The following is a 23,357-nucleotide window of genomic DNA, read 5'->3' as shown; positions in this document are numbered from 1 at the left end:
AATACTTACTATTATGGGGATTATTCTAATGCTTTACTTTGTTGATAGACGTTTGACCCGTCGTATTTTGATCTAATACACCCAGATCTTTCAATACCGACAGTGTGATCTCCTTCCTGCACTTGCCAAAAGATGACTGATTGTTTTTACGATCTTGTAGTAATCGGGTGGCAAAGAAATATACATTGTCTTTCGTTGTCAAGTAGCCAATCCACCAGCCAGTATTGATTCCATCTTGTCTAGTCCATCCTGTTTTAGACCGAATACTATAGCTCTGTTTTTGTTCGGTAAGCATGACTCGCTTTACAATAGCTACATTCCGTTTCGAAAAAGGAAGTGTGCCATCATATAGTTTCTTTAAAAAAGTGACTTGATTTATTGGTGATATCGCAAACTTACCATAATTCCAGAAATCTGGATCGGATTGGGAAAGATCTAGATTTCCGTAACGACATTTGGTCAGATAGCTCCTATATCTCTCCTTTCCTATCTTCTTTGATAATTCAACGAACGCCCATCCGGCCGAAACTTCAAAAGCTTCCTTTACTGACATATCATGATAGATACTTGGTCGGTAACCGTATTTTATTGTATCGGTCTTCCCTGGCCATTTCACGATTTCGTTCTCATCTTTAATAACTTCGGTTTCTAGAGCAATAAGCATATTGATTACCTTGAATGTTGAAGCAGGAAGAACTTCCCTCTTTGTTCCAATAGTATCTGACAGAATCCAGGTCTGTTTAGTGTTGTCGTAAATAGCAATTGAACCATCTACTTGACACTGATCAAAATATATCTTAAAGTCGGATCTCACGCATACTGAGTTCCCTATTTCCCCCTTCGATTTAGAAATATCTTGTGGTTGGCTAAAAGCCAAAAAGGTATAAGTCCGAAGATTGAGAGAATAAATCGCATCTGACCAAAAGTTATCATTATCTGTAATATTTTAAGCTGTCTTTTTCATCTGACTTCATTATGATAAATTTAAACACTTATATACTAGTCAAAAGCTCCATAATAATTGCGAAACCTCTTATCAAAATATTCTTTAGCGTATCTTTTAACTTCATCAGATGTAAATCAATTATACCCCATCAAGATACAATATACATATCTTGCAGTGTTAATTGAATAATAAAACTGAAAAAAATAGTAAATTGGTATTAATCTAATAAAGACTTCATTTCAAGTAGGAATCGTTCATTATCAAAATTCTTTATAGACTTGAAGAACTTGTTTAGGGATTATAGAGGCTCTATTCTAGTTGCGGACGAACAAGTCCGACTTTTAAATATAGTGATCGAACAACGAAATAAGAAGAAGTATGAAAAATTTGAAGCTTAGACAAAAAGGAAGTATAGGTTAAAATGAAGACTTATCGATTTCGTTTTAATAACAGCAGCAAAACCTCAGCGATTCTGATTTGGTTTTTTCAACATTGTTGATGATTACTTTAACATGCATCACTTTACTCATACCTTCGGGACCATATTTTCCGACCTGGCTACTGTTGATCTTCCTTCCGTTAGTGTTAATTGCTATTTATAAGCTGTTTAGAACAGTGTCCGAAAGACAGTCGACAGACAGTGTTACACTAAATAAAGAAGGGTTTACTAGTGCCTGTTTCGGTTCAGTCTTATTTTCCAATATAAGCGCTATAAATATTCCCGTGCGAAGTATATCATTGCTTGGAGGGAAAAAGTACGATTATTACAAACAAACCGAGGTAGATACGCCCAATCTTGTAATTTCAATTACAACTGATGATAGCAAAATATTCCGTTGGGTTTTGAGCGAATGGGGCAGTTTTACAACTCAAAGGAAGACTTTTTAGTTTTTTTGACTTTCTCACAGCATTAACCGATCAGCTTTATCATTATTATCATGCTAACGAACCAACGAACAGCTATTTAAAAATTCTCGATGAAAATGGTGTTTGGGAAAGATCACGTAAATTAAAATTGATCAAGAAAACTCAGATATCGTAGTTATGGAAAAAGAAAAACAAGATTACATCATAAACCATTACCTACATTTGATGTCTCCAAAAGAAAAGCTTGCATATAAACATGCGCATTCACTTTCAAAGATAGATCAAAATGAGGATATTGAAAAAATAAAGAGAGTCTACTTTAAAGCTGGATGGCTAACCAAAGACGAAAATGCGTTAAGTTTATTGAATAATGGCCTAGAGAAATTTAATGAGGATACGGCAGCGCGTATAATACATGATCATGTTTCACAAATCTTTTTTAATTACTGCCCCAATTGTGGGAAATTGGCCAGGACACCAACAGCAAGACAATGCCGTTTCTGTTTCCATGATTGGCATTGAATTTATTAACTTTGATAAAAGCCAAAAATGAAAGTCCATATTATCAGTGACCTACATAGAGAGTTTGGATACAACAATATAGATCTGCGTGTAGCTGATGTTGTGATATTGGCGGGAGATACTGATGTGGGTGTAAAAGGTATCAGCTGGCTCAAATCGCTCTCTTTGAATATACCTATCATTTATGTGCTGGGCAATCATGAATACTATAAGGGGCTTATCCTAAAACATTACATAAAATTAAAGATGTAGCAAGCAACTCAAATATTCACGTATTGGAAAATGAATCTTTGGAAATTGATAAAGTTTGTTTCCACGGCTGCACACTCTGGACTGATTTTTCCTTAAAAGGGAATCCCGCTGTATATGGATCGTTGTGCCAAAGTCGAATGAATGATTATAAAAGATTAGGTTGGGTGACAGCTATGGCAAATTGAGAAGTATAGACACTTTTAGAATACACCAAACTTCAAAATTATGGCTGGCGGAAAGTCTTAGCCTCAGTGAATCCAAACATAATATTGTTGTAACGCATCATGCGCCAACAATACAATCTTTACCAAATAAATATTTAGATGATCCAATCAGCGCCGCATACGCTTCGGATATGGAAGATTTTATAGTAAAGCATCAACCCTCCTATTGGATTCATGGTCATATACATACACCTATACAGTATAAAATAGGTAACACTAAAATCATATGTAACCCGCATGGGTATATTGATGAGGCCTATAATGGTTTTAATAACAGCCTGATTATTGATATATGAACTAAAAAGTAGCAATACCTATGAAACAAACTCTTTTATGTTTCTATTCCTGATGACCTCTATTTTTGGGAAGTTCAGGTGATTGATCTTTATTGTATTCATCTATTTTTTGTGTTGCTGCCATGGAGACAACCAAATCATTTAGCATGGAGCTTGCAGCCGTCGGCGAGTTCGGAAGTAAAACCAAATTGCTCCTACTATTGGCTCCAATAGCATTCAGCGTGTCGTAATGTTGAGTAACCACGATTAAAGCTGAAGCTTCCTGAGCGTTGATATTAGCCGCATTGAGCATTTTCACAGATTCTTCTAATCCTCTTGCAATCTCTCTTCTCTGGTCTGCGATCCCTTGTCCTTGAAGCTTTTTAGATTCTGCTTCAGCTTTTGCAACAGCAACAATTCGGATTCTTTGGGCTTCGGATTCATATTCTGCAGCAGTTTTTTCACGTTCGGCAGCGTTGATTCTGTTCATAGCATGTTTTACCTGTTCATCAGGATCGATATCTGTCACTAAAGCTTTGATAATATCGTAACCATAACTTTGCATCGCTTCCTGCAATTCACTTTTTACGGCAATGGCAATATCATCTTTTCTTACAAAAACATCATCTAATTTTGTTTTTGGAACCTCAGCACGCACAACATCAAAAACATAAGACGTAATCTGATTTTCAGGATTTTCCAGACGATAATAAGCATCTCTTACATTCTCTCTAATCACCTGATACTGAACAGAAACTTTCATCTTTATAAAAACATTATCCAATGTTTTGGTGTCGATGATGACATCCAATTGCTTTATTCTAAGATTCAGACGTTTGGAGATTTGATCAAAAAACGGAATTTTTAAATGCAAACCGGCATGGCTTACTTTTAAAAATTTACCTAACCTTTCTACCACAGCTGCAGATTCTTGTTTTACAGTATAAAAGGAAGCAAATAGGGTAATAAGTCCGAAAAAGATTAGAATTCCTAAATATATCATATCCTTAAATTTATTATTGGTAATACACGAATTTACGTCTTTATATTGTCATTCTAGCAGCAATTCCTTTTATTTTATCTTTGTTACTTTTTTCAATTTTGTTCAGATTGACTGTACAATGATCTCCGAATGCAATATTCACTCGACAATAATTAATATCGGTTTTTATCAGAAAATTTAAAATCCTGTATTTTGGGTAAAGGTCGTATTAAAACTCTTTTTTTTCTTACTTTCGGTGCTTCGGCTGAACCTAATTTTTCATCGGATTCGGTTCGAACCCCGTAATCAGGTTAAATTTTGTTTCCGTGAATATGGTGTTTTCGTCAACATAGCCCTTAGTTGTGTCGCTTGTGAGCTTATCAACATAAATCAATTCAAAATTGCCCTTGTTATATTTGAAGTGGTAAGTAATGTTTCCTCCCTTAATTTCACTCCACATTTTTAAAACTCCTTTTTCTATAAAGAAATTCGGAATTTGAAAGCCATTAAATTTGCCATGATTTTCAGTAGGAAATTGCGGTTCGATGATTTTATCGGACGATACCGCCAAAGTTAGCTTTCCATTAGGCTGAGACATGAAAACTTGTAATCTCAACGGCCTTGTTTCATCAACAGTATCCATTTTCACAGTTATTTTATCCATTTTACCATCGTGATTTAAGTCCCCTTTTCTTCTCTAACCTGATAAGTATAATTGTTTTTATTTTTAACCTTTTGAGAGAATGCAGTCATTGGGACTACAATTAAAAAGAATATAAGGTAAGGGTAAAAATTTTTATTAATTCTATTCATCTTGTTTGGTTTTGGCCTGCTTTTCGAGTTACCCTTATATCCCGTAAATGCATGTTCTTTTCATTAAATTTTCCCGATGCGCCAAGTGTTGTTTGTGTTTAATCAGTACGCCCCTTCAAGCTCTTTATAATCGGCCTCTCTACCCTGTTGGCGGTAGAGTTCTAAGAGTTTGTTGTACGAGTTAATTCCTCCTGATTTATGGTTGTATACGGCAGATTTCCAATATTTTTCGGCGTTTTTAGATCGCCAAGCTCATAATAAGCTTCACCCAATATAGCCTTAACATAGACATTGTCCTTATTTTTTTAGCAACACTTGGACTGCCTCGTCATATTTTTTTCAATTTTACATAGGCACTTCCTAGCGCGTAAACCTGTGTAGTGTCCCCGGCTTCCACCATTGGTTTAAGATAGGTTATCACATCATTGTAAGATCCATCTCTTAGGCTGAAGTTAGCAAGGGTTTCTGTTGCTTTTTTATCCCCCTTCTCCGATGCCAATATGTAGTATTTTTTAGCTTTTTCGGGCTGGTGGGTATTACTGTACAATAATGCTAGTTTGCTGATTGCTTCTACACTACCCTCTTCGATGGCAAGTTGATAATGTTTGATTGCTTCCTCGGTTTTCCATCATTATTAAGACGGTCAGCTTTGTCTTCATTAGAACTATTACATGAGGCAAATGCAATTAGTATTGCAATAGAAATTAAGTTCCATATTCCAAAAATTATATGCTTATTCATAGCTGTAAATAATATATTGAATTAAAAATAAGGATAAAGGATTTAAATATGTAAAGTTTATTTTTTGTTTACAGCTTGCAGGCCCTTTTAACTTATTATTGACATGATATAAATATAACTGAAAATCGAACAACTTAAAACTGTCCATAAATCTCTGTAAATGGTTGTTCCTATCGTACTTCAATTTCCACATTATTAGATCAGCAATAAAATTGCTTAGAATCTGATAATTTGCTATTTTTCTCCTATTACCCGTTCGCATATTGCTAATCATAAGTCCTGAAAGAAATCTAAAAATATATTGTGATTATATCCTAGTTTAGTAACAAATATAAACCCATGGAAGAAACTAATTTTTACACAGATATTATTGAAAGCATCAAACTTATTTTTTCCTTCTTGCAAAAAAATATGGTTTCTCGGATTTTGAAGAACGCCAAATTACTTATGAAATGCATTATGAGGCTCATAAAGATGATATAATGATTGATATTTGGTTTGAAGCAATTGTATCTACCCCAATTTGGGCAAAAATAAACAACTATTACATTGATAATCTCGAGCTTGAAAATGAAAACATAAAAAGGTACAATTACTAAAAAGGTATTCTTCTGTATTAGAAGGTAATTTTGAACTACTGGAAGCTAATACGCAATTACTTATCGCTGCTAATAAAAAAGACAGACGCCCTTCGAATAGAAAAAGGCACTTACACAATTGAGTTTCAATTATTTTCGAAAGATGACTACGATATGTATGTAGAATTTGACTCTTTGCAAGATGCAAAAATATATATATCAGAAGATGATACTATAAAAGTTTACAGAATATTGGATTGCTATATGAATGAAATAAATTGGAATGCAGAGTAGCGAAGCCAATTGATTCAAATCACATGAGTATCATCTTCTCAAAAGCTTATGTGATAAGATCTTTTCTTCTTGTTGCTTGTCAACTGGACGATTGTTAAGATAGTCTTTCCATGGAAAAGCACGCTAATTAACTAATGTTACAGTTGTCAATTGTACTTTTGTCAGGATGTATTCAAATACCTAATGCTACTAGCCCATTCTCATCAACATTGTTTTTAATCTTCTTTCCAGCCTAGTATTTCCAACACAATCTACTGGACGGAGATTATCCAAAGCGGTTATTTTTCTTTCAACCCATGCTAAGGCCGTATCCCCAATTATTCCTACTATAACATAGACTAAAGACTCATCAAGAAATCTATTTTTCAATTCCGTTAATACCGCTAGCTGAGGCATAGACCTATACAACGTGGAAAATGCTGCTCATTCTTCATCCCCAGGGTAATATTGTTCCAATTTTATCATCTTTTAAAAACGTCTAAATCATCCTTGTATGCTTTCTAGTAAAATTCTACTATTATCATATTCATATATTGCAGTTACATTTTTTAAACTTGCCATTGTTTAGTAAAGCATATGTTTCTGTTTCAAAAATGGGCTCTTCATTCATCCAGTTTGAGCTCGTTATGACTATTTTATCTTTTTCAACTTGGCTCCTTTTACCAAATGCAGATTCTGCTATTTCGTCATAAGCAATTTGAAGTCTATCGATGATTTTGTGTTTTTTATTTACTGTAATCAATGTTGTGAGGAGCTCGTGTTCACCGCACTGATAGCTAACCACAATGGAAGTAAAATTTTCAGAGAAAGGTATTTTATATTTTAACCTGAAGTTTGTTGCATCCTTACATCCAGGATCAAACTTTATACGCTTCAGAAAACCTGTATCATATACTCCAGATTTTTCAACATTGTCGAAAGTAGTACTGTCTATTATCGGAAGATTTCTTAGAGGAAGCTGTGCCAATAAGTCTAGATCATAATTGAAAATTTCTTTGCCTTTTTCTATAATAGCGCCATCATCTCCAATACTTTTTGTTATTAGCGGTATTTTTGTAGTTTTCTTTTCCGTTTTGCTGTCGCAGCCTAAGAAAAAAATACTGTTATCAACAGTAGTTTAAACAGTTTTTGCATGCTTATTCTATTTTCAGATCTATTCAATGATTAAACTCAATTTTCTATTTAAAAACTCCTTTTCTATAAATGCAAAGAGTTCCTCTTCGCTCAAAGTTGGATGGATATCATTACCGAGCCATTTCAACAAATTTCTGTAAAGAACATCCAGAGAATGGAATCTGCTTACGTTCGGACATTCATCGTAAAAGCTTCCAGTAATTGATTCAATATACGGATTATCTGTCGGTTTCCCTTCCGCTTGGCTTCGACAACTCGCTTATATTCGGCTACATTGATTAAACTAAATCCGCATTTACTTATCAAAAATAGAAATATCGTTTTCTTCCAGCACTTACATATGATAGTCTTTTAACTAACTCTTCCCTATTAATAAGAAACGAATCCAAAAAATTATTGATTAATAACAGGGGCAATTGTTACGATCAAAGTGTATATAACATTTAATCATGATTTTATTCCAAAAAACAGCAGCCCTAGATCAGATATTTTAATCAAAATGTACGAAGAAAAAATGTAATTTTACTCAATTGAACTATAAAACCCAATGCATACCAACAGAATTAAGCTCCAAATCACCTCTATTGTCTGTATAATTATTTGTAATTTTTCTCAGGCACAAACACATATAATCAACCAAACTTCTATTGATAGTGCACGATTTTCGCAGACAAGAAATATATTAAACAATCTTTCCGTAAATGGGTTTGAAAAAAAGGTATTTACAAATGGGAATGTTAATATACCTTATCGGTTTCTTCTGCCTAAGGGCTTTGACCTATCAAAAAAATATCCGCTCGTAATCACATTTCATAATTCATCAAGAATAGGTAATGATAACGAAAATCAATTGGAACATTTAGCACGAACATGGATTAGAGATGATATTTTTAACAAATTCAGTTGTTTTGTTTTAGCACCTCAGTTTACACAACGCTCGTCCACTTATGTTCAAGATGCGGAGGGAATTTTGACATCATTTCCATCAAATGATGCTGTGCAAATTCTGGCTCTAATTAAAAAAATCGAGCAAGACTACCCGAATATTGATTTGGGTCGAATTTACTTAATCGGTTATTCTATGGGCGCTTCGACGGCTCAAAATTTATTGAGCTTAGCCCCTGAAAAATTCGCTGCGATGGTCTCAATAGCAGCTGTCCCTGACTTATCTAATCTTGATCACTTAAGACATAAGGATATTTGGTTAATTCATGGGGAAAAAGACATCGATAATCCGTACATCGGAAGCAAGGTATTATACAAAAAATTGAATGGCAATTCCAAGCTTGTATTTACAACATTTAAAAATCTACAACATAATAATATTGTGATTCCCTATTTATTGACGGATGAACTTCAAAAATGGTTATTCAGTAAGCATCTATAATATCTTTGACGCCCACTTTGCAAAAGGCATTTCAATCTTAATTTTACCTTCTCCATACATTCCAACATCAATCCCAGATAAATATTGATTTACCAACAAAATTTATCTGATACAGCATATTCTATACATTGATCAATGGTCTTCAGTTTGCCCCGAACGATTTTGTTTTTATAGAGTTTTCTTTCTCTACTGTAACTTACACCCGTTATTAAATATTTCCCTGTTTTGTCCCATCCATAGAAAGCCGCTTTATCAAAAAAATCTGGCACGAATATAAATTTACTTTCTTTTTCAGACCACTTGTAAAATTGGTACATATCATTGTCTCTCATTGAGCTTGCGAGATCCAGAATAAGAAGGTCTTCATATCCATCATTATCCATATCTATTATTGTTATAAAATTATAATCTCTATTACGAAAAGTCATTCTTTTTCTACTTACGAACTCATTTTCTCTAAATTCTTTATCCTTATAATAACCATAGGTATAATAATATGAACCGTTATTTATAGTTTGCCAATGCTGAAGTTCAATAGTTCCTTCAATACATCGATAAGCAGACTTCGGTAAAAAGTTACTTGTCCCCTCTTCTATTTCAGCAATGGTATAATTTTTTCCTCTTAACAAATCTTCAGACTTAGCGAGTAGCAATCGAATGTCTATCTTTCTTTCATTAATTTCTAAGGGAATTGTTACGACATATTTTGACGGAATATGCAATGTATCAATATATTTTTGCACACCTTGTTTCCTGATAGACTTAGGCTTAGGTATTCGACCATCGATCACTTTAGAATCAATTTTAGCTAAATTGATATCTTCATCGTTTGAAATACTTTTAGACTGATTTCTTGTACAAGAAATCAACAACATGAGTACAAAAGCATATGCTATTATTGTAGTTGTTGATTTCATAAACTTGAACTATTAATTTCTATAAGTCAAAAGTATGAAAAAGAAACAGTTACTCGCTATAAAAAGCTATGTTTTAGTATTGTAAATGTGAAAGACTGTAAGATAGAAATGATCTTATATCTAGCTTATGAATGTTTTTTCCTAAATTGTAACCTATAAAAATGAAATCCAGTAAACGAACATATTATGATTACAGAATTCCCTCTCCACAAGAGTTTGAAACAGTATTCTCTCATTTTTATTTTGCGGAAAATAGGACCGAAATAACAATAACCAAAACCCTTTTGCCATCTTTCCAAACCATCATGGTTTTTAATTTCGGTGCGTCTGCATTTTTGATTTCAAGCAAAACACGAAAATCAAGGTTGGAAAATGTATTGTTTTGGGACCAATTAAGTCCGCATTTGGATATGGTATCCCCCAAACTCCAGCATATTGGTTCTCAATTTCAAAGATGATTCATTCTATCGTTTTTTTGGCAAAGCATTTTTATCTAATCATTTGCCTATTCATCCCGATGAAGCAATGGAAGAAAATTGTTTTACTAGTCTATGGGCACAATTGAATAGTATAGATGGTGTACAGGAAAAGGTGGCACATATTCTCAATTTCTGCCGGCCCTATCTCAACCTTCAAAATGTAACTTCTAATCTATTAGCTAATTTCAAATCGGATACAATAAATCCAATCAAGTTTATTGCAGAAAAAGCGCGGCAAAGTGAAAGAAACATTCAATTGATTCATAAAAAGCACTTTGGTTTCAGCGCCAAGGAGATCATCCGTTATCATCGTTTCTTTAAAGCGATTGAATTGATTCAACAGATAGATTTTTCCAAAGAAAAGGTAAACTGGTTTGAAATTATCAATAAATGCGGCTATTATGATCAAAGCCAGCTTATTCACGACTTTAAACATTTTATTAATCTTTCGCCTAGGAACTACCTAAAGTTCGAGCAGGATATCTGTCAAGCTACCAGCAAATAGCTATTTTCGTTTTCATACAATTTTCCTGATTTGCCCTATTTTAAATTTGTACTGTTCAATCAAATATAGTAACGCTATGAAACATCTCATTATTTATGCCCATCCAAATCAGGAAAGTTTGAATGGTCAGTTTAAACAAGCTATTGAAAAAAATCTAGTACAGCAAAAACAAGATGTAATCGTCAGAGATCTTTACACGCTCGGATTTGATCCTGTGCTGTCGTTGGAAGATATGACAGCACAGCGAAAAGGCATTGTCAATGAACTTATTAAAAAGAGCAGGAATATATTAAGTGGGCGGATATAGTCACCTTTATCTACCCAATCTGGTGGACCGGTATGCCTGCGATTATGAAAGGATACATTGACAGGGTATTTAGTTATGGTTTGCCTATCGTTATGATCAGGGTATACAAAAAGGACTATTAACTGGAAAACAAGCGATAGTTCTCAATACGCATGGAAAATCTAATGAAGAGTATAGCACTATCGGTATGGATAAGGCATTACTGCTGACATCCGATAAAGGTATCTACACCTATTGTGGATTTCAGGTCACAGCGCATTTCTTTTTGATAAAGCCGATCGTGCCACCCCTGAGGTTATTGAAATATGGCTTTCTAAAATCACAGATGTATATACTACAATGAACACTCAGCTTTCTAATTGTTAGAGCTCATAGTATAAGGAAAGTCATCTAGCTCACTCAATTATATTATGTCGTTACGATAGTATTAGTGGGATGGAACTATTTCGATTTATACAAAACATCTGTGGTTATTGATCATAAGGAATGCTATTAATAAAGACTTAAAAAGGCAGGATATTAAAACCCTGTCTTTCATTCTTTTACTTCACAGTCTAGAACATTAGCACTAATGAATGCAACTACCTATACTTCAATGAGTGGAACTTTATCAATATGTAAATCTGTTTTAAAAGTTTTGATATTTAATAGATTCTTTTGATAAAAACAGTAAATCCTTTTCCATAAAGCCTTTATAGAAAGTACTATTTTTGGTAATATTTTGTTACAATCTTTCGTATCTTAATTCGGTCAATAGAATGTTCAGAGCAAAGCCCATGAAAATTACAACCAATTTTATCCTCTTCCTCATGCTCCTCTTCATGTTATCCTGTAAAGAAAAAATAAAAGATGAAGATCAGTTTGTAATTTATCAGGTAAGTCCTAATAAAGGAAATGTAAGATTGTATTGGAAAAATAATGATCATACCATTCTAAGAAGTATTGCTCGGCTGAAGAAAGAAGTTGAAGCTAGGAATGAAACATTATTGTTTGCCATGAATGGTGGAATGTTTGAGCCCGACAATTCCCGAAAGGTCTTTATATCGAAAATTTTAAACTGCTAAAATCAATTGATACGCTAAAAGGCAACGGCAACTTCTACCTTCCTCCAAATGGAATATTCTACCTGACGAAAAATAATCAGGCAGTAATTGTTGAAACTCAAAAATTCAGACAGAGCAGGGAAATCAGATATGCTACTCAATCTGGACCGATGCTACTCATGAATGGAGAAATAAATCCCATTTTTCAAAAAGATTCTAAAAATCTGAATATAAGGAACGGTGTGGGCATTTTGGGAAATGGGGATCTCCTCTTTGTCCTGTCCAAAGAAGATATCAGTTTTATAATCTTGCACGATTTTTAAGGAATCAGGATGCAAAAATGCATTATACCTAGATGGTTTTGTTTCCAGAGCCTATCTTCCTGAGAAAAACTGGGTACAAAATGATGGGGACTTTGGAGTCATGATTGGTATAACTGCAGCTACGAGGTAGTTTTGGATAATTTCCTTTTTATTCGAATGTTGTCATTTCAGTAATGATGTGCTCAATTAAATCTTTGGCCGAATGGAATTTTAAGATTGAAGTTGGTTGAGGGAATAAAAGGCGTGGCCTAAATAGATACTCTAAGAGCGGGTAATGAAGCCTAAATGTAAGACCAATCTGTTAAATTGGCTTCTTAGAACCGAAAGTCCCGTTTTCTAATATTCCATCGCTATATATTTCGGTATAAATTAACCGTCCTTTTTCCTGGTATTTAATATAGGTCCTCCTGTTTCGTCATTGTATTTTTGCAGTAATTTATAAAAATTCCATGTTCCAACAGGAGAACCATCTTTATACTCCGCTTCCAAGTAAGTATAAGGATCCGTGAATTCTGAATACCGTTGTAAATCAATATGACCATTTGATTTAAACTCTATCCATTTCCCTTCTTTCTTATGGCTTTTCACCATTCCTTGCTCCTCATCACTTTTGTAGAAGCCATCATTATCATAGTATCTAGAAAATTTTCCAGAGGGAAGAATCTGATATTTACGTAAAGGTCTTAATATTAAAGGGTCTTCGCCAAATTCATAATCTTGTATGGAAATTATATAATTTTCAGTGATGTTAAATAAGCTATAGTGTGCAAATCCCATTTCCCCCTCATGATGAAGATATATTCTTTTCATATCAATAAGCTTACTGTCCTTCGTTGAAATTAAGTACACTTTTTCAATAAACGGTTCGGCATAACGGACGGTATTATATACAGCCACAAAGTACAATGAATGCACTCCATAACTCAGAAAATTAGATGCAATTTTAAGCCTATCATATTGCTCATTTACATTCTCACTAAATGGCAAAAAAATATCATATTCTTCGGGAAGTAATATCAGATCTTTTTGATTACTTTTTCAAAGTTTAATGCATGGAGTTCTTTCAATTTATTTTCATTCTGTATGGTAGACAGAATGACGTCAATGCTCCCTTGTTTCGAAATATCTGAATATCCAAATGGTAAAGTTATACGGTCAGTGTTATTTCTGTTAAAGAACAATGATCCCTTATCGATCGAACATACTCCTGTGTCTATTGCCTTATTTTCTATCTGAGCATTACTGTAGTTGGAAAAAGGGAAAATAAAGTAATAAAATAAATGATATTAATTTTATACATATATAGCTATTATAGAAAGGAACCATGAAATGGTAATATTCTTCGAAAGAAGAATGACTTCGACGGTACCCCATACATACAACACAAATATCAATAACTGGTTTCTCAAATTAGTGCAAATACTAATATTCGTCTGCTACAATTTAATATTCGTAAATCTATTCTTGTAATTATCGATATTTCTTTTTTTTACTATTTTCAACCTCCGAAATACCACCAACAAAAGAAAGGCCACTTTGAGATTGTCCAAAGTGGCCTAATTATCAATAAATTCTTAATGGTTACCTAAATTGTACCGATGGTTCTGATACAATCGGCAAGGTTCTCTAGTCATCAGCAGTTAGAAGTCCGCTTTCCCATTTAACGTTACGGTTGAATTCGTCCAATATATATACTTTGTAACTTTGGCCATCTTCAAATACGCGAAGAATAACGTGTCCACGAAATGACTGATATCCCTTTTGGAACCATGGACCATAAGTAACCAAAGTTTCATCATGCATATTGGTTGAGAATAACAACCTATCTTTTCCCTTCCCCAAATTCCGCAGCCTATAGTAAACCTCTTGTCCGGGCTGATCTGAACTATAAACTTGTTGAATGGCAATTTTCGGATCCAGTGTCGCTATAAGGTTTGCGTTGTTGGCATCGCGATTTCCATGATGATCCAATACCATCGCATCGACGCGTCCGACGGCTTTGGCAATAGAAGTTTCTACATCAAACCAAGATGGTACTGAGTCGTCGTGCAAACCGGTATTGTCAGCACCAGCATAGTAGTCAAACTTACCATAACGGAACTTTAAAGCCATACTCAAAGGATTTTCATTATACCCCCTTTGTAGAAGTCGAGCATATCTTTAGCTGAAAAAGTTCAGTCCTTTCATTACTTTGTGGATTCCATACCTGCGCATTATTTTTGATATTCAGAATATGTACCATTGGAAAAGCTTTAGGATCTTTTGTCAACACGATCTGATCTTGACGTCCAACTTGCAAAGATTGAATGGTATACAAACGACTATCAACCAATTGGAGATATCGCTGAAATAACTTATCATCCTTCAATTTAACTCTTAGATCCAAAGGAAAGTCGTAATTTGGATAACTACGGTCAATGATAGTTTTAACATCCAGTCTCGGCAGCAGATCCATTACGGCACCATAATGGTCACTATGGAAATGACTGATAATAGCATAATCCAACACTAGTGGACTTCGCTGGCTCCCAGTGGCCCACTCTATATACTCAATCAGCGCATCCTGAATGGTACCAGTCGATGCGTAGCGGGGACCGATCGCTTTCAATGGCGCATTATTTTTCTCAAAACCCTTTTTATCCACTGTTCCCGCATCCAATAAGATACGTGTCCCATCAGGCATCATAATAAAGGTACAATTTCCCTCTCCTGTATTAATGTGATGTATATCCATGTACCCTTTTTTTCCAAAACGGAAATTTCTGCTGTACTGAAGTTCCATGCTTGACCGGGGATAGCTGTGCCAACAGGAATGGTGCTTCTAATGCGAAGAATAGCACTAACATTCCTAGTTTTCTAATCATCTTCATGGGTTCTGCTTTTTGCTCTTTAAATACTTTATCAAAAGCGCCGGACGGTCGGTTTGAATCATGTTAACATGATTCTCCAGAAACCAATCATAAATGGATGGGTCAGTTACAGCTCTTTCGTCATCATGCCCAACATTCTGCTTGGGCCAGAGTGAATTAACCCAGATATTGATCCCCTGTTGCCGTAATTCTTGAAATCTTTTCAATATGTCCTCCTGGCCCTTGTTTATCGTGAATTCTACCGCAATGGGTTTATAATTTCGAAGATGGTTATCCAATAAAACCTTCGCATTGGAACTGTTCATATTAATAATTGGCATGAAACTTACCTCTTCAAAGCCTTTACCCAGTTTTTCTTTGATTTCCTCATACGATTTATTGGCTTTAAGCACGATCTGATCCAGCGTTCCTGTAGATTTAGCAATCGCATAACAGATAGGGAACAACTCAAAACCCTTGTCAATATTAACAAGAATGTGCCCCTTGCAGGTTAACAATGCTTCTTCTAAGGTTGGGATACGATGTGACGTAGCTATACCGAGCCCGTCTTTGAGAAATAGGTTCTTTAGACTGTCCAACGTCCAGTCTCCGACCCTTCCTTTTCCGGTAGTTGTACGGTCAATAGTGGAGTCGTGCATTAATACTGCTTTTCCGTCTTTAGTCAGTTGTACATCGATCTCGACCATATCCACGCCCATTGAAATACAGTTTTTGATTGCCTGAACGGAGTTTTCGGGCGCATTGCGCCAATCGCCGCGATGGGCAATGACCCAAACTTTTTCGCTGGGTGAATTCCGCAGTTGCGCTGTTGTCCGCTCGATGTTCGTAGTGCTGGCAGCCCTCTCTTGTGCTGGTAACTGCTGTACAAAAAGTAGCAGCATATAGAAATAAAACAGCCTGATATTTATCTTCATGGATTTAAAAGCTTCAATTTTCCAATTATTTAGTATAACCTGGATTTTGTGAGATACTCTGATCAGTCGCGGTCTGGCTTGCAGGAATAGGAAGCAACAACTTATTGTTGTCTGTCAAGCCCAAAAGCAGCGCAGCACGTCCCCGACGGATAATATCAAACCAGCGATGGCCTTCAAAAACGAGTTCTTTGCGACGCTGCATATCAATTTCCTCAAAAATATCTTGTTTTGTCAAAGCTCCTTTATAAGGGCCTATACCTGCGCGCATCCGGATTTGATCAAGGTATTTCAAAGCTGATGTGGTACTGCCCAATTCATTTTCAATTTCAGCAAGCATCAGCAATACGTCCGCATAACGCAAGACAACAAAATCACTGCCGGCATCTTCAACGACAGTCACCGGAACGGCAATTTTATTGCTATAGCCTAAACCTGAAACTAAGCTTTTGACATAGCTTCCTTTACGTTTGTCCTGATCTGTAAATAGACCATAGAACTTGCTACTTAGCACACCATGACCTTTGGTTCCAGTCATCTTTCCTTCCACACGTCCAGTCGGATTAAACATCCGATAAGCGTCAGTCCCTTCGCTGTTGGAATTAACACCTGAAGCAAACTGAACAGCAAAAATAATTTCCTTATTTAATTCATTGGCCACTGGAAAGACCTGTGTGATATCATCAAGCAACCCTTGCCCTGAGGTAGGACTAATCACTTCATCCAAAAAGGTTTTGGCATTTTGGAAATTACCTAAGGTTAGTTCGATTTTCCCCATTAGTGTTTGCGCAGCCGATTTTGTCGCGCGGCCTTTATTGGACTCTGTACGTGTTGGCAGCAAAGCAATGGCCTCTTTAAGATCTGTTTTGATCTGGTCGTAAACCTTTGCCTTTTTGTACGGCCCTGACCAAATAGCTCCTGTGGATCTTTAATCTCATCAACCACAAGTGGCACATCCCCAAAACAGCGTACCAAATTAAAATAAAGCAAGGCGCGGATAAACTTCATTTCACCGATCCTATTTGATTTCAATTCTTCTTTGTTGAACGAAATGTCCTTAATTCTGTTGAGTACAATATTTGCATTCTGAATAGCCATATAGTGATCTCTCCAAACTGCCTCGATGAGGCCGCTTTGTGGTATATTGGTAAAATTGTCCAACATGCCATACTCGCCATTATCATTGGCAGGCGTTTCATCATAAGCGTCCTCACCGGGGATTTCACCAATGGCCAGCATGCCCAAGTTATAGATTCCTTTAAACTGTAAAGAACCGTAGGTTGCATTTATCGCTTCTTCGATTTCCTTTTCATTTCGGTAAAACCGTTGCGCAACCTTCTCTGTTTCAGGATAGATCTTAAGTTCCTTTGTACAGCTCAGCATAGTAGCCGAACCAATCAAAAATATGTAGATTATTTTTTCATCTCAATAAACTCCGTTCGTATAATTAATTTCTCTATTGACATTTCGTCTAAACGATGTTGCCATGGTTATCTTTAATAAGTTGCTTTGAGTCCAAAAGTTATTGTTCTAGCAATTGGATAGTTTCCTCCTGTATTGTATCCTGATGTTAGAATATTTCCCATGGTGGTACCATCAGGATTCCAGCCCCTAAACTTGGTTTTTGTAAATAAATTTGTACCTGAAACATAAAGCTGCAGATCACTTAACTTTATCTTTTTCAAAGAGCTTGAATCGAAGGTATAGGCGAGGCGCACATTTCGTAACCGAAAGTAGTCGCCATTATTGCGTTGCACAACAACAGAACTGCGCACCAGCTTTCGGCTATTGGAAAAGTTACCAAAATTAGGCTGTCCCAGAAACCCTCCGGGATTGTTTTCGGGATGATATCTGTTTTCAAAATAGTACTGCGAGGGAACAGCGAAGCCCTCGCCGGATTCAGTCAGTGAAGACATATCACCGTCCAGCAATGTCCGTCCATAAATACCGGCGAAATCAAAACTAAAGTTAAATCGCTTATATGTGATATCTGAGCCAAAACCATAAGTCCACTTTGGTGCATATGAACCTTTTGAGGTTTTATCCTCCTCATTGATCTTACCATCGTTGTTGACATCGATTACGCGATAATCCCCTGTCAGCGTTCCGTCGAGATGTGGCGAATTATCTATCTCTGCCTGGGTTTTATATACACCATCAACGGTATAGGCGTAGATCTCCGCAATAGAACCACCTACTTTAGTCACGAAATTTTGATCGACACCAGTGGCTATCTTGTTTTGCCCCGGCCCTAACGCCAACACTTTGTTGCTATTACGCGTAGCATTGGCATTAAAACCAATAGCGACCTTACCAATCATAAAATTATTACCGGATAATTGAGCTTCAAAACCTTGGTTCTCCATTTCACCAACATTTGCAAGCGCCTCACTATAACCTGATTGAGCCGGGACAGGTACTTTGAGCAATAATCCTTTGGTATTCGTTTTGTAATAAGCCAGTGAGAGATTTAACCTATTTTTTAAAAACCCTAGATCCAAGCCTATATTTTGTGCATTGGCAATTTCCCAACCAAGGTTGGGATTGGAAGATGTACTCGTAATATACCCTGGTGCAACCGTTGATCCATTGAGATAATCATAGTTATATTTAGTATAGTCATTCACATTGGTAACCAGCGCGTAAGAACTATAGTTGCCAATTTGGTTATTTCCTGTCTTTCCCCAACTTAAAGCTAATTTGGCAAAATTTAGAAAATTATTTTCAGGAAAGAAATTCTCTTTGCTCATAACCCATCCAACGGATGCTGATGGAAAGTTTCCCCATCGGTTGTTTTCACCGAATCGAGAGGAACCATCACGGCGTAGCGCTAGCGAGACGAGATACTTCGCATCATAATCATATTGAATACGGGAAAGAAAGGATTCTAATGTCCACATATCAATCTTAGGAACTGATCTTGTTGCACTCGCCCCCGCAATGTTCTGGATATTGTCATCCGCATATCCTGTCCCCGTAGTTTTATTTAAATTGATCCGTTCTTTCTGAAAAGTATGACCTATCAACACGTTAAATGAGTGCTTTTGAATCCGGAAGTCATAATTCAAGGTATTCTCTACGAGATAATTATAAGTTGATATCCGAGTTTGTGTTCCATCTGCGTCCGGTCTGGGCGCAGGAATCCGGTATGCCCCAACACTTAAAGGATAATAGAAGTCGGCTAAATAGGAATCGTAATCACCACCTAGGCTAAAACGGTATTTTAACCCTTTAATAATCTCATAATTGAGAAAGATATTACCAAATGTTTTGAACCGCTGGTTGAGGTTTTTGACCAATGTTGACGTCGCTAGCAAATTCTCCACGGGTGTACCATTAATCGCTACCCCTTCCAGAATACGTTGCTCTTGTACCAATTGGTTACTGATATTCAAACTGCCATCTGCCTTGTAAGGACTATAAAATGGGAAAGACAGTGGTATTAATCCCAAAGCGCCATCGCTTCTGCTAGATTGATCTCGTGCATTTTGGTGAGTATAACTTGGTTTGAGATGAATCCCGAAATCAAGTTTACTTGATATTTTGGTTTCCAAATTAACGGCAGCAGAATAGCGTTGCATATCAGACCCAATGACGACTCCTTTTTGGTTAAAATACCCGAGTGAGGTGTAGAACTTTGACTGTGCTCCGCCGCCGCTAATATTAACATTGTAGCTGGACATTGGTGCTGTTCGAAACGCTAAATCCATCCAGTCTGTATTTGTTAAACCTTGCTGACCGTCAAGATAAGGTCTTAGATAATCCAGCGAAAGCTCTCTCCCATCAATATTCTTGCCATTGATTTTTTCGTAACACGTACCGAATTTGGGTCAGAAGCGCTACGATTCCTTGGGTCTTTGGATACATAGCCCCAATCTCGAGCTTCAGACAGGAATTGAGCCAACTGATAACCGTCCACAAGTTTTACGCCTGATGTCTGCTGCTGGAAACCGTAATAGGCATCAAAGCCTACTTTGGTCTTTTCGGCTCCCATCTTTCCCTCCTTGGTTGTAACCAGGATAACACCATTGGCAGCGCGTGAACCGTAAATTGCTGCGGATGCAGCATCTTTTAGAATATTGATACTTGCTATATCCGAAGGATTGATCGAGTTTAATGTATTTCCTTCGGATAGCGGGAAACCATCAACTACAATCAAAGGACTTGCCCCAGCAGTCAATGTACCTCGTCCCCGAATGACAATTTGAGCGCTCGCTCCCGGTTGGCCATCGGCCTGATTAATCACAACACCAGAAACCTTCCCTGCCAATTGTTGCTCAAAACTGGCCGCCGCAGTCTTCTCTAGGCTTTTGGCGTCAATCTTACTGACAGCACCTACGATTTTCGCCCGAGATTGCTCGCCATACCCAATCACCACGATTTCATCCAACAATCTATTTTTGGTATTTAATTTAATGTCAAGCTGATCTTGGCTCTCTATTGTTGTACGGAACGTATCATAGCCCACATGAGAAACCATCAAAACTTTTTCTGGCACATTGGGCACGGCTAGTCGATAACTCCCATCTGCTTGAGATAATGTTTTAACGCTGCTATTTAGAAATTCTATCGTAACACCGCTAACAGGTTTGTTGTCTTGATCACGGATAACACCAACTAGGATCTGTTGTTGTTTAGCTGTCTTCATCAAACGTTTTACCGTAAGAACCTTATCCTTAACAAGGAAATCCAGCGGGAAATTCCTTTTGAAGAAATCTATGGATTCGTTCATCGTTTTAAACTGAAGGACTGTTTCCTCCACATATAGTCCCTGCAGGTCACTTTCTACATAGTAGACTTGGTAACCAAACTGCTTGCCTAAGTTGTTGATCGCGGAGCGTAAAGACAGTGATTTTAGCTTGGCCTGCTGACCAAAAGTGTAAGGGGCCGCATTTGTCGATTCAGGAAATGCGGACCAAAACAATGAAAAAGTATAGCAGAGGCTATAAAACTGTTTTTTTCATAAATTTGAAATGATTTGAAAATTGATTCTAGTTATTTGAATTGATTTATTCACCGGTAATGGCTGTTACCGGTGTTTTTTATTTTAACCTATATTGTTGTTCATTAATTCGCGTCGGTTTTAGGTCTAATGGGAAAGATATAATCTGTAGGATATCCTCAAAATTACCGCTGAAAGCACCACTCACAACTTTGTCCTTTAGGCTATCTGGATAAGCTATTTTCATCTGGTAAGATTCTTCCAGTTGTTGTAATACGATAGCTAGCTCAGTGTGGTCAAACTTAAAAGTTCTTTTAGCGGATGGTAGCATATAATGCTTTTGTGTCGATCCCGCTTTAAAACACCAGGCCTCTTCGGGCATTAAATAGGTTGTATTCCCGTCTTTATTAATCTTAACTTTTCCCTCAAATAATTGCACCCGATGGTCGGTATCCGTTTGAATAAGATCAAACTTTGTACCCAGCACTTCAACATCAAAATCCATTGCATCAATCTGAAAAGGTTTATTTTTGTCCTTAGCGATATCAAAATATCCCTTCCCTCTGAAAGCTACTTTTCGTATGCTACTCCCAAATTCGGTAGATATAGTCAGCTCACTAAAGGGTTCCATGATGATATGGCTACCATCTTTAAGGTATACAGTGTCACGATTGTTCATTGTCACAAAAGTGTACTGTTCTTCCACATTTTTGGGTTGGAATATAAACCACGCTCCTAACAGCAATACGGGAAGAATAAGTAGCATACTTTTCCTCTTTTTTTTTTAGCCCGTTCCTTTTTCTGGATACGTTGATCAATGTTTTCCCATAAGGATTGAGATGTCTCCTGTTTCACGGAGGGGTCCTCCGAAATTGCATCCCAGATTTCTTTCGGATCTTTTTTCCTTTTGCCATATCGTATAGATGGTATCTATAAACTATTACGTCTATACCCCTATATCGTACACCCCTATTTAAAAAAAAAAATTAAAAATTAGCCCGAAGAAAAGTCATGGCTTTGTTGATCTGCTTAGCAACGGCTGTTTTGGATATTTTGAATTTATGAGCAATCTCACTGTAACTTAACTCATCCACAACACTATCAAGTACCATTATTTTTCGACGTTCTGGTAGAGCTGACAATAATAAATTCAGTTTGTCTACTTTAATCTGATAGGCAGATTCGTCAAACCTCTCTTCGATTTCTGTCAGCTCGTATGCGCTATCAAGGGAAGTAAATTGAACCTTTTGTTTTCTATAAAAATTGGCAATTTCCTGCTTGGAGGTTTTAAAAATTATTGCTTCTGGATTGGATACGCCATATAGCTTATGAACATAACGCCACAGATGAATAAAAACTTCCTGTACTACATCTGCAGCATCATCTTGGGATTCAATATAGTATTGAACGAATAAAAATACTTTCTTATGGTATCTATTAAATAGGTCTTTGAAGTACTCCTTCTTCATAACGATTTTTATTCAAATCAGACAAATGATGTCTAAAAGCTAACTCATAATTGGATAAGGTCTTTTACCTTTTATAGATAAATCTACAAAATTAGTAAGAAGCCTACAATCCAAAATTGAATATTAAGTTGTTCCAATAAGTTCACCAGACAAAAATACAAAGCCTATCACCATTATATGAGCAAAGTAGCAGATTTCATAATTTCTTAACACGAACTTATATTTAAAACATAATATCCACCATAAAAATTGACAAGAAATATCTGTCACATTCGTATAGTAATATTTAGAGTTTATTCCTGGTGGAAGCTGGCTCTGGACTTATGTTTTTTTGTCAAGTATCCGGTCAAATAGGTCCGAATATCTTTTGGAAGAACACTCAGCGTAACTTTTAAGCTTTGGACAGGTTTACAGTCCTTTCCTTCTCCACAATAATAGTCTAGATGGAAGATATAGTCCTTGTTTCCATAAATGACAATATAGGATACTTTCATATCATAACTCTCATATCCCCACAGTAATAAAAAGAATGATAGCCGCCTTTCGCCCACCAAGGTTCTGAATATGTATTTCTTC

26 protein-coding genes and 2 pseudogenes are annotated in these 23,357 nt (G+C 36.3%); 9 read left to right on the top strand and 19 right to left on the bottom strand.

Annotation, left to right across the window (positions count from 1 at the left end):
* Nucleotides 1–25: 25 nt before the first annotated feature.
* On the bottom strand, nt 26–943 hold the full coding sequence (locus KUH03_RS40855) for a penicillin-binding transpeptidase domain-containing protein (protein WP_373564898.1): 918 nt from the start codon (nt 941–943) through the stop codon (nt 26–28).
* Between the two features lie 1,047 nt (nt 944–1,990).
* On the opposite strand from KUH03_RS40855, the gene KUH03_RS40850 reads away from it, so the two are divergent.
* The 3 genes from KUH03_RS40850 (at nt 1,991) to KUH03_RS40840 (ending at nt 3,107) form a co-directional block, all read left to right on the top strand.
* Nucleotides 1,991–2,335 carry a hypothetical protein gene (locus KUH03_RS40850; RefSeq protein WP_257090309.1) on the top strand — a complete coding sequence of 115 codons (345 nt, stop codon included), beginning with the start codon at nt 1,991–1,993 and terminating at the stop codon, nt 2,333–2,335.
* Between the two features lie 27 nt (nt 2,336–2,362).
* On the top strand, nt 2,363–2,587 hold the full coding sequence (locus KUH03_RS40845) for a metallophosphoesterase (protein WP_257090308.1): 225 nt from the start codon (nt 2,363–2,365) through the stop codon (nt 2,585–2,587).
* A gap of 181 nt (nt 2,588–2,768) precedes the next feature.
* Nucleotides 2,769–3,107, top strand: coding sequence for a metallophosphoesterase (locus KUH03_RS40840; protein WP_257090306.1), 339 nt, complete (start codon nt 2,769–2,771; stop codon nt 3,105–3,107).
* Nucleotides 3,108–3,150: 43 nt separating this feature from the next.
* On the opposite strand, the gene KUH03_RS40835 is transcribed toward KUH03_RS40840, so the two are convergent.
* The 6 genes and pseudogenes from KUH03_RS40835 to KUH03_RS49945 all read right to left on the bottom strand — a co-directional run.
* Nucleotides 3,151–4,089, bottom strand: coding sequence for an SPFH domain-containing protein (locus tag KUH03_RS40835; RefSeq protein ID WP_257090305.1), 939 nt, complete (start codon nt 4,087–4,089; stop codon nt 3,151–3,153).
* A 250-nt stretch (nt 4,090–4,339) separates the two neighbouring features.
* On the bottom strand, nt 4,340–4,732 hold the full coding sequence (locus KUH03_RS40830; RefSeq protein ID WP_257090304.1) for a hypothetical protein: 393 nt from the start codon (nt 4,730–4,732) through the stop codon (nt 4,340–4,342).
* 477 nt (nt 4,733–5,209) lie between these two features.
* On the bottom strand, nt 5,210–5,380 hold the full coding sequence (locus KUH03_RS40825) for a hypothetical protein (protein WP_257090303.1): 171 nt from the start codon (nt 5,378–5,380) through the stop codon (nt 5,210–5,212).
* 1,303 nt (nt 5,381–6,683) lie between these two features.
* The gene (locus tag KUH03_RS40820) at nt 6,684–6,863 is read right to left on the bottom strand and encodes a hypothetical protein (protein ID WP_257090302.1); all 180 of its coding nucleotides are present in this window, start codon (nt 6,861–6,863) and stop codon (nt 6,684–6,686) included.
* 157 nt (nt 6,864–7,020) lie between these two features.
* A complete protein-coding gene (locus KUH03_RS40815; protein WP_257090301.1) occupies nt 7,021–7,461 on the bottom strand; it encodes a hypothetical protein in 441 nt (146 codons plus the stop codon).
* Between the two features lie 186 nt (nt 7,462–7,647).
* Nucleotides 7,648–7,857 (bottom strand): annotated as a pseudogene (locus KUH03_RS49945) (hypothetical protein); the annotation flags it as partial.
* Nucleotides 7,858–8,175: 318 nt separating this feature from the next.
* On the opposite strand from KUH03_RS49945, the gene KUH03_RS40810 reads away from it, so the two are divergent.
* Nucleotides 8,176–9,015: an alpha/beta fold hydrolase gene (locus KUH03_RS40810; protein ID WP_257090300.1), complete on the top strand. Its 840-nt coding sequence runs from the start codon at nt 8,176–8,178 to the stop codon at nt 9,013–9,015.
* Between the two features lie 89 nt (nt 9,016–9,104).
* Here the strand turns inward: KUH03_RS40810 and KUH03_RS40805 are convergent, their stop codons facing one another.
* On the bottom strand, nt 9,105–9,932 hold the full coding sequence (locus tag KUH03_RS40805; protein ID WP_257090298.1) for a hypothetical protein: 828 nt from the start codon (nt 9,930–9,932) through the stop codon (nt 9,105–9,107).
* 435 nt (nt 9,933–10,367) lie between these two features.
* Here KUH03_RS40805 and KUH03_RS40800 point away from each other — a divergent pair, with 435 nt between their 5' ends.
* The 5 genes and pseudogenes from KUH03_RS40800 (at nt 10,368) to KUH03_RS49940 (ending at nt 12,589) form a co-directional block, all read left to right on the top strand.
* The gene (locus KUH03_RS40800; protein WP_257090297.1) at nt 10,368–10,916 is read left to right on the top strand and encodes a helix-turn-helix domain-containing protein; all 549 of its coding nucleotides are present in this window, start codon (nt 10,368–10,370) and stop codon (nt 10,914–10,916) included.
* 76 nt (nt 10,917–10,992) lie between these two features.
* The gene (locus KUH03_RS40795; protein ID WP_257090296.1) at nt 10,993–11,223 is read left to right on the top strand and encodes an NAD(P)H-dependent oxidoreductase; all 231 of its coding nucleotides are present in this window, start codon (nt 10,993–10,995) and stop codon (nt 11,221–11,223) included.
* A pseudogene (locus tag KUH03_RS40790) lies at nt 11,205–11,566 on the top strand (NAD(P)H-dependent oxidoreductase). The gene KUH03_RS40795 and the pseudogene KUH03_RS40790 overlap by 19 nt, the downstream one beginning before the upstream one ends.
* A 433-nt stretch (nt 11,567–11,999) precedes the next feature.
* Nucleotides 12,000–12,287, top strand: coding sequence for a hypothetical protein (locus KUH03_RS40785; protein ID WP_257090295.1), 288 nt, complete (start codon nt 12,000–12,002; stop codon nt 12,285–12,287).
* A complete protein-coding gene (locus KUH03_RS49940) occupies nt 12,266–12,589 on the top strand; it encodes a phosphodiester glycosidase family protein (protein ID WP_373564897.1) in 324 nt (107 codons plus the stop codon). The genes KUH03_RS40785 and KUH03_RS49940 overlap by 22 nt, the downstream gene beginning before the upstream one ends.
* Before the next feature lie 369 nt (nt 12,590–12,958).
* Here the strand turns inward: KUH03_RS49940 and KUH03_RS40775 are convergent, their stop codons facing one another.
* From KUH03_RS40775 to KUH03_RS40725, 11 genes are all read right to left on the bottom strand, one after another.
* The gene (locus tag KUH03_RS40775) at nt 12,959–13,576 is read right to left on the bottom strand and encodes a hypothetical protein (RefSeq protein ID WP_257090293.1); all 618 of its coding nucleotides are present in this window, start codon (nt 13,574–13,576) and stop codon (nt 12,959–12,961) included.
* A 639-nt stretch (nt 13,577–14,215) separates the two neighbouring features.
* Entirely contained in the window at nt 14,216–14,701 is a 486-nt protein-coding gene (locus KUH03_RS40770) for a hypothetical protein (protein WP_257090292.1), read from the bottom strand.
* 16 nt (nt 14,702–14,717) lie between these two features.
* The gene (locus KUH03_RS40765; protein WP_257090291.1) at nt 14,718–15,323 is read right to left on the bottom strand and encodes an MBL fold metallo-hydrolase; all 606 of its coding nucleotides are present in this window, start codon (nt 15,321–15,323) and stop codon (nt 14,718–14,720) included.
* A gap of 132 nt (nt 15,324–15,455) precedes the next feature.
* On the bottom strand, nt 15,456–16,373 hold the full coding sequence (locus tag KUH03_RS40760; RefSeq protein WP_257090290.1) for a glycerophosphodiester phosphodiesterase family protein: 918 nt from the start codon (nt 16,371–16,373) through the stop codon (nt 15,456–15,458).
* A 25-nt stretch (nt 16,374–16,398) separates the two neighbouring features.
* On the bottom strand, nt 16,399–17,211 hold the full coding sequence (locus KUH03_RS40755) for a RagB/SusD family nutrient uptake outer membrane protein (protein WP_257090289.1): 813 nt from the start codon (nt 17,209–17,211) through the stop codon (nt 16,399–16,401).
* Nucleotides 17,148–17,753, bottom strand: coding sequence for a RagB/SusD family nutrient uptake outer membrane protein (locus KUH03_RS40750; RefSeq protein ID WP_257090288.1), 606 nt, complete (start codon nt 17,751–17,753; stop codon nt 17,148–17,150). The genes KUH03_RS40755 and KUH03_RS40750 overlap by 64 nt, the downstream gene beginning before the upstream one ends.
* 113 nt (nt 17,754–17,866) lie before the next feature.
* Entirely contained in the window at nt 17,867–20,137 is a 2,271-nt protein-coding gene (locus KUH03_RS40745; RefSeq protein ID WP_257097802.1) for a SusC/RagA family TonB-linked outer membrane protein, read from the bottom strand.
* Nucleotides 20,125–21,294 carry a TonB-dependent receptor plug domain-containing protein gene (locus KUH03_RS40740; RefSeq protein WP_257090287.1) on the bottom strand — a complete coding sequence of 390 codons (1,170 nt, stop codon included), beginning with the start codon at nt 21,292–21,294 and terminating at the stop codon, nt 20,125–20,127. Before KUH03_RS40740 ends, KUH03_RS40745 begins: the two co-directional genes overlap by 13 nt.
* Before the next feature lie 118 nt (nt 21,295–21,412).
* Nucleotides 21,413–22,078, bottom strand: coding sequence for a FecR family protein (locus KUH03_RS40735; protein ID WP_257090286.1), 666 nt, complete (start codon nt 22,076–22,078; stop codon nt 21,413–21,415).
* 220 nt (nt 22,079–22,298) lie between these two features.
* Nucleotides 22,299–22,781 (bottom strand): RNA polymerase sigma factor, encoded by a 483-nt coding sequence (locus KUH03_RS40730; protein WP_257090285.1) that lies wholly within the window; start codon nt 22,779–22,781, stop codon nt 22,299–22,301.
* A 293-nt stretch (nt 22,782–23,074) separates the two neighbouring features.
* Nucleotides 23,075–23,275: a hypothetical protein gene (locus KUH03_RS40725; protein WP_257090284.1), complete on the bottom strand. Its 201-nt coding sequence runs from the start codon at nt 23,273–23,275 to the stop codon at nt 23,075–23,077.
* Between the last annotated feature and the right edge of the window lie 82 nt (nt 23,276–23,357).

This window comes from Sphingobacterium sp. E70 (genome assembly GCF_019285695.1).
Taxonomy (GTDB): domain Bacteria; phylum Bacteroidota; class Bacteroidia; order Sphingobacteriales; family Sphingobacteriaceae; genus Sphingobacterium; species Sphingobacterium detergens.
Note: the sequence above shows the minus strand (reverse complement) of the source record. Positions and strands in the feature narration are given on the sequence as shown.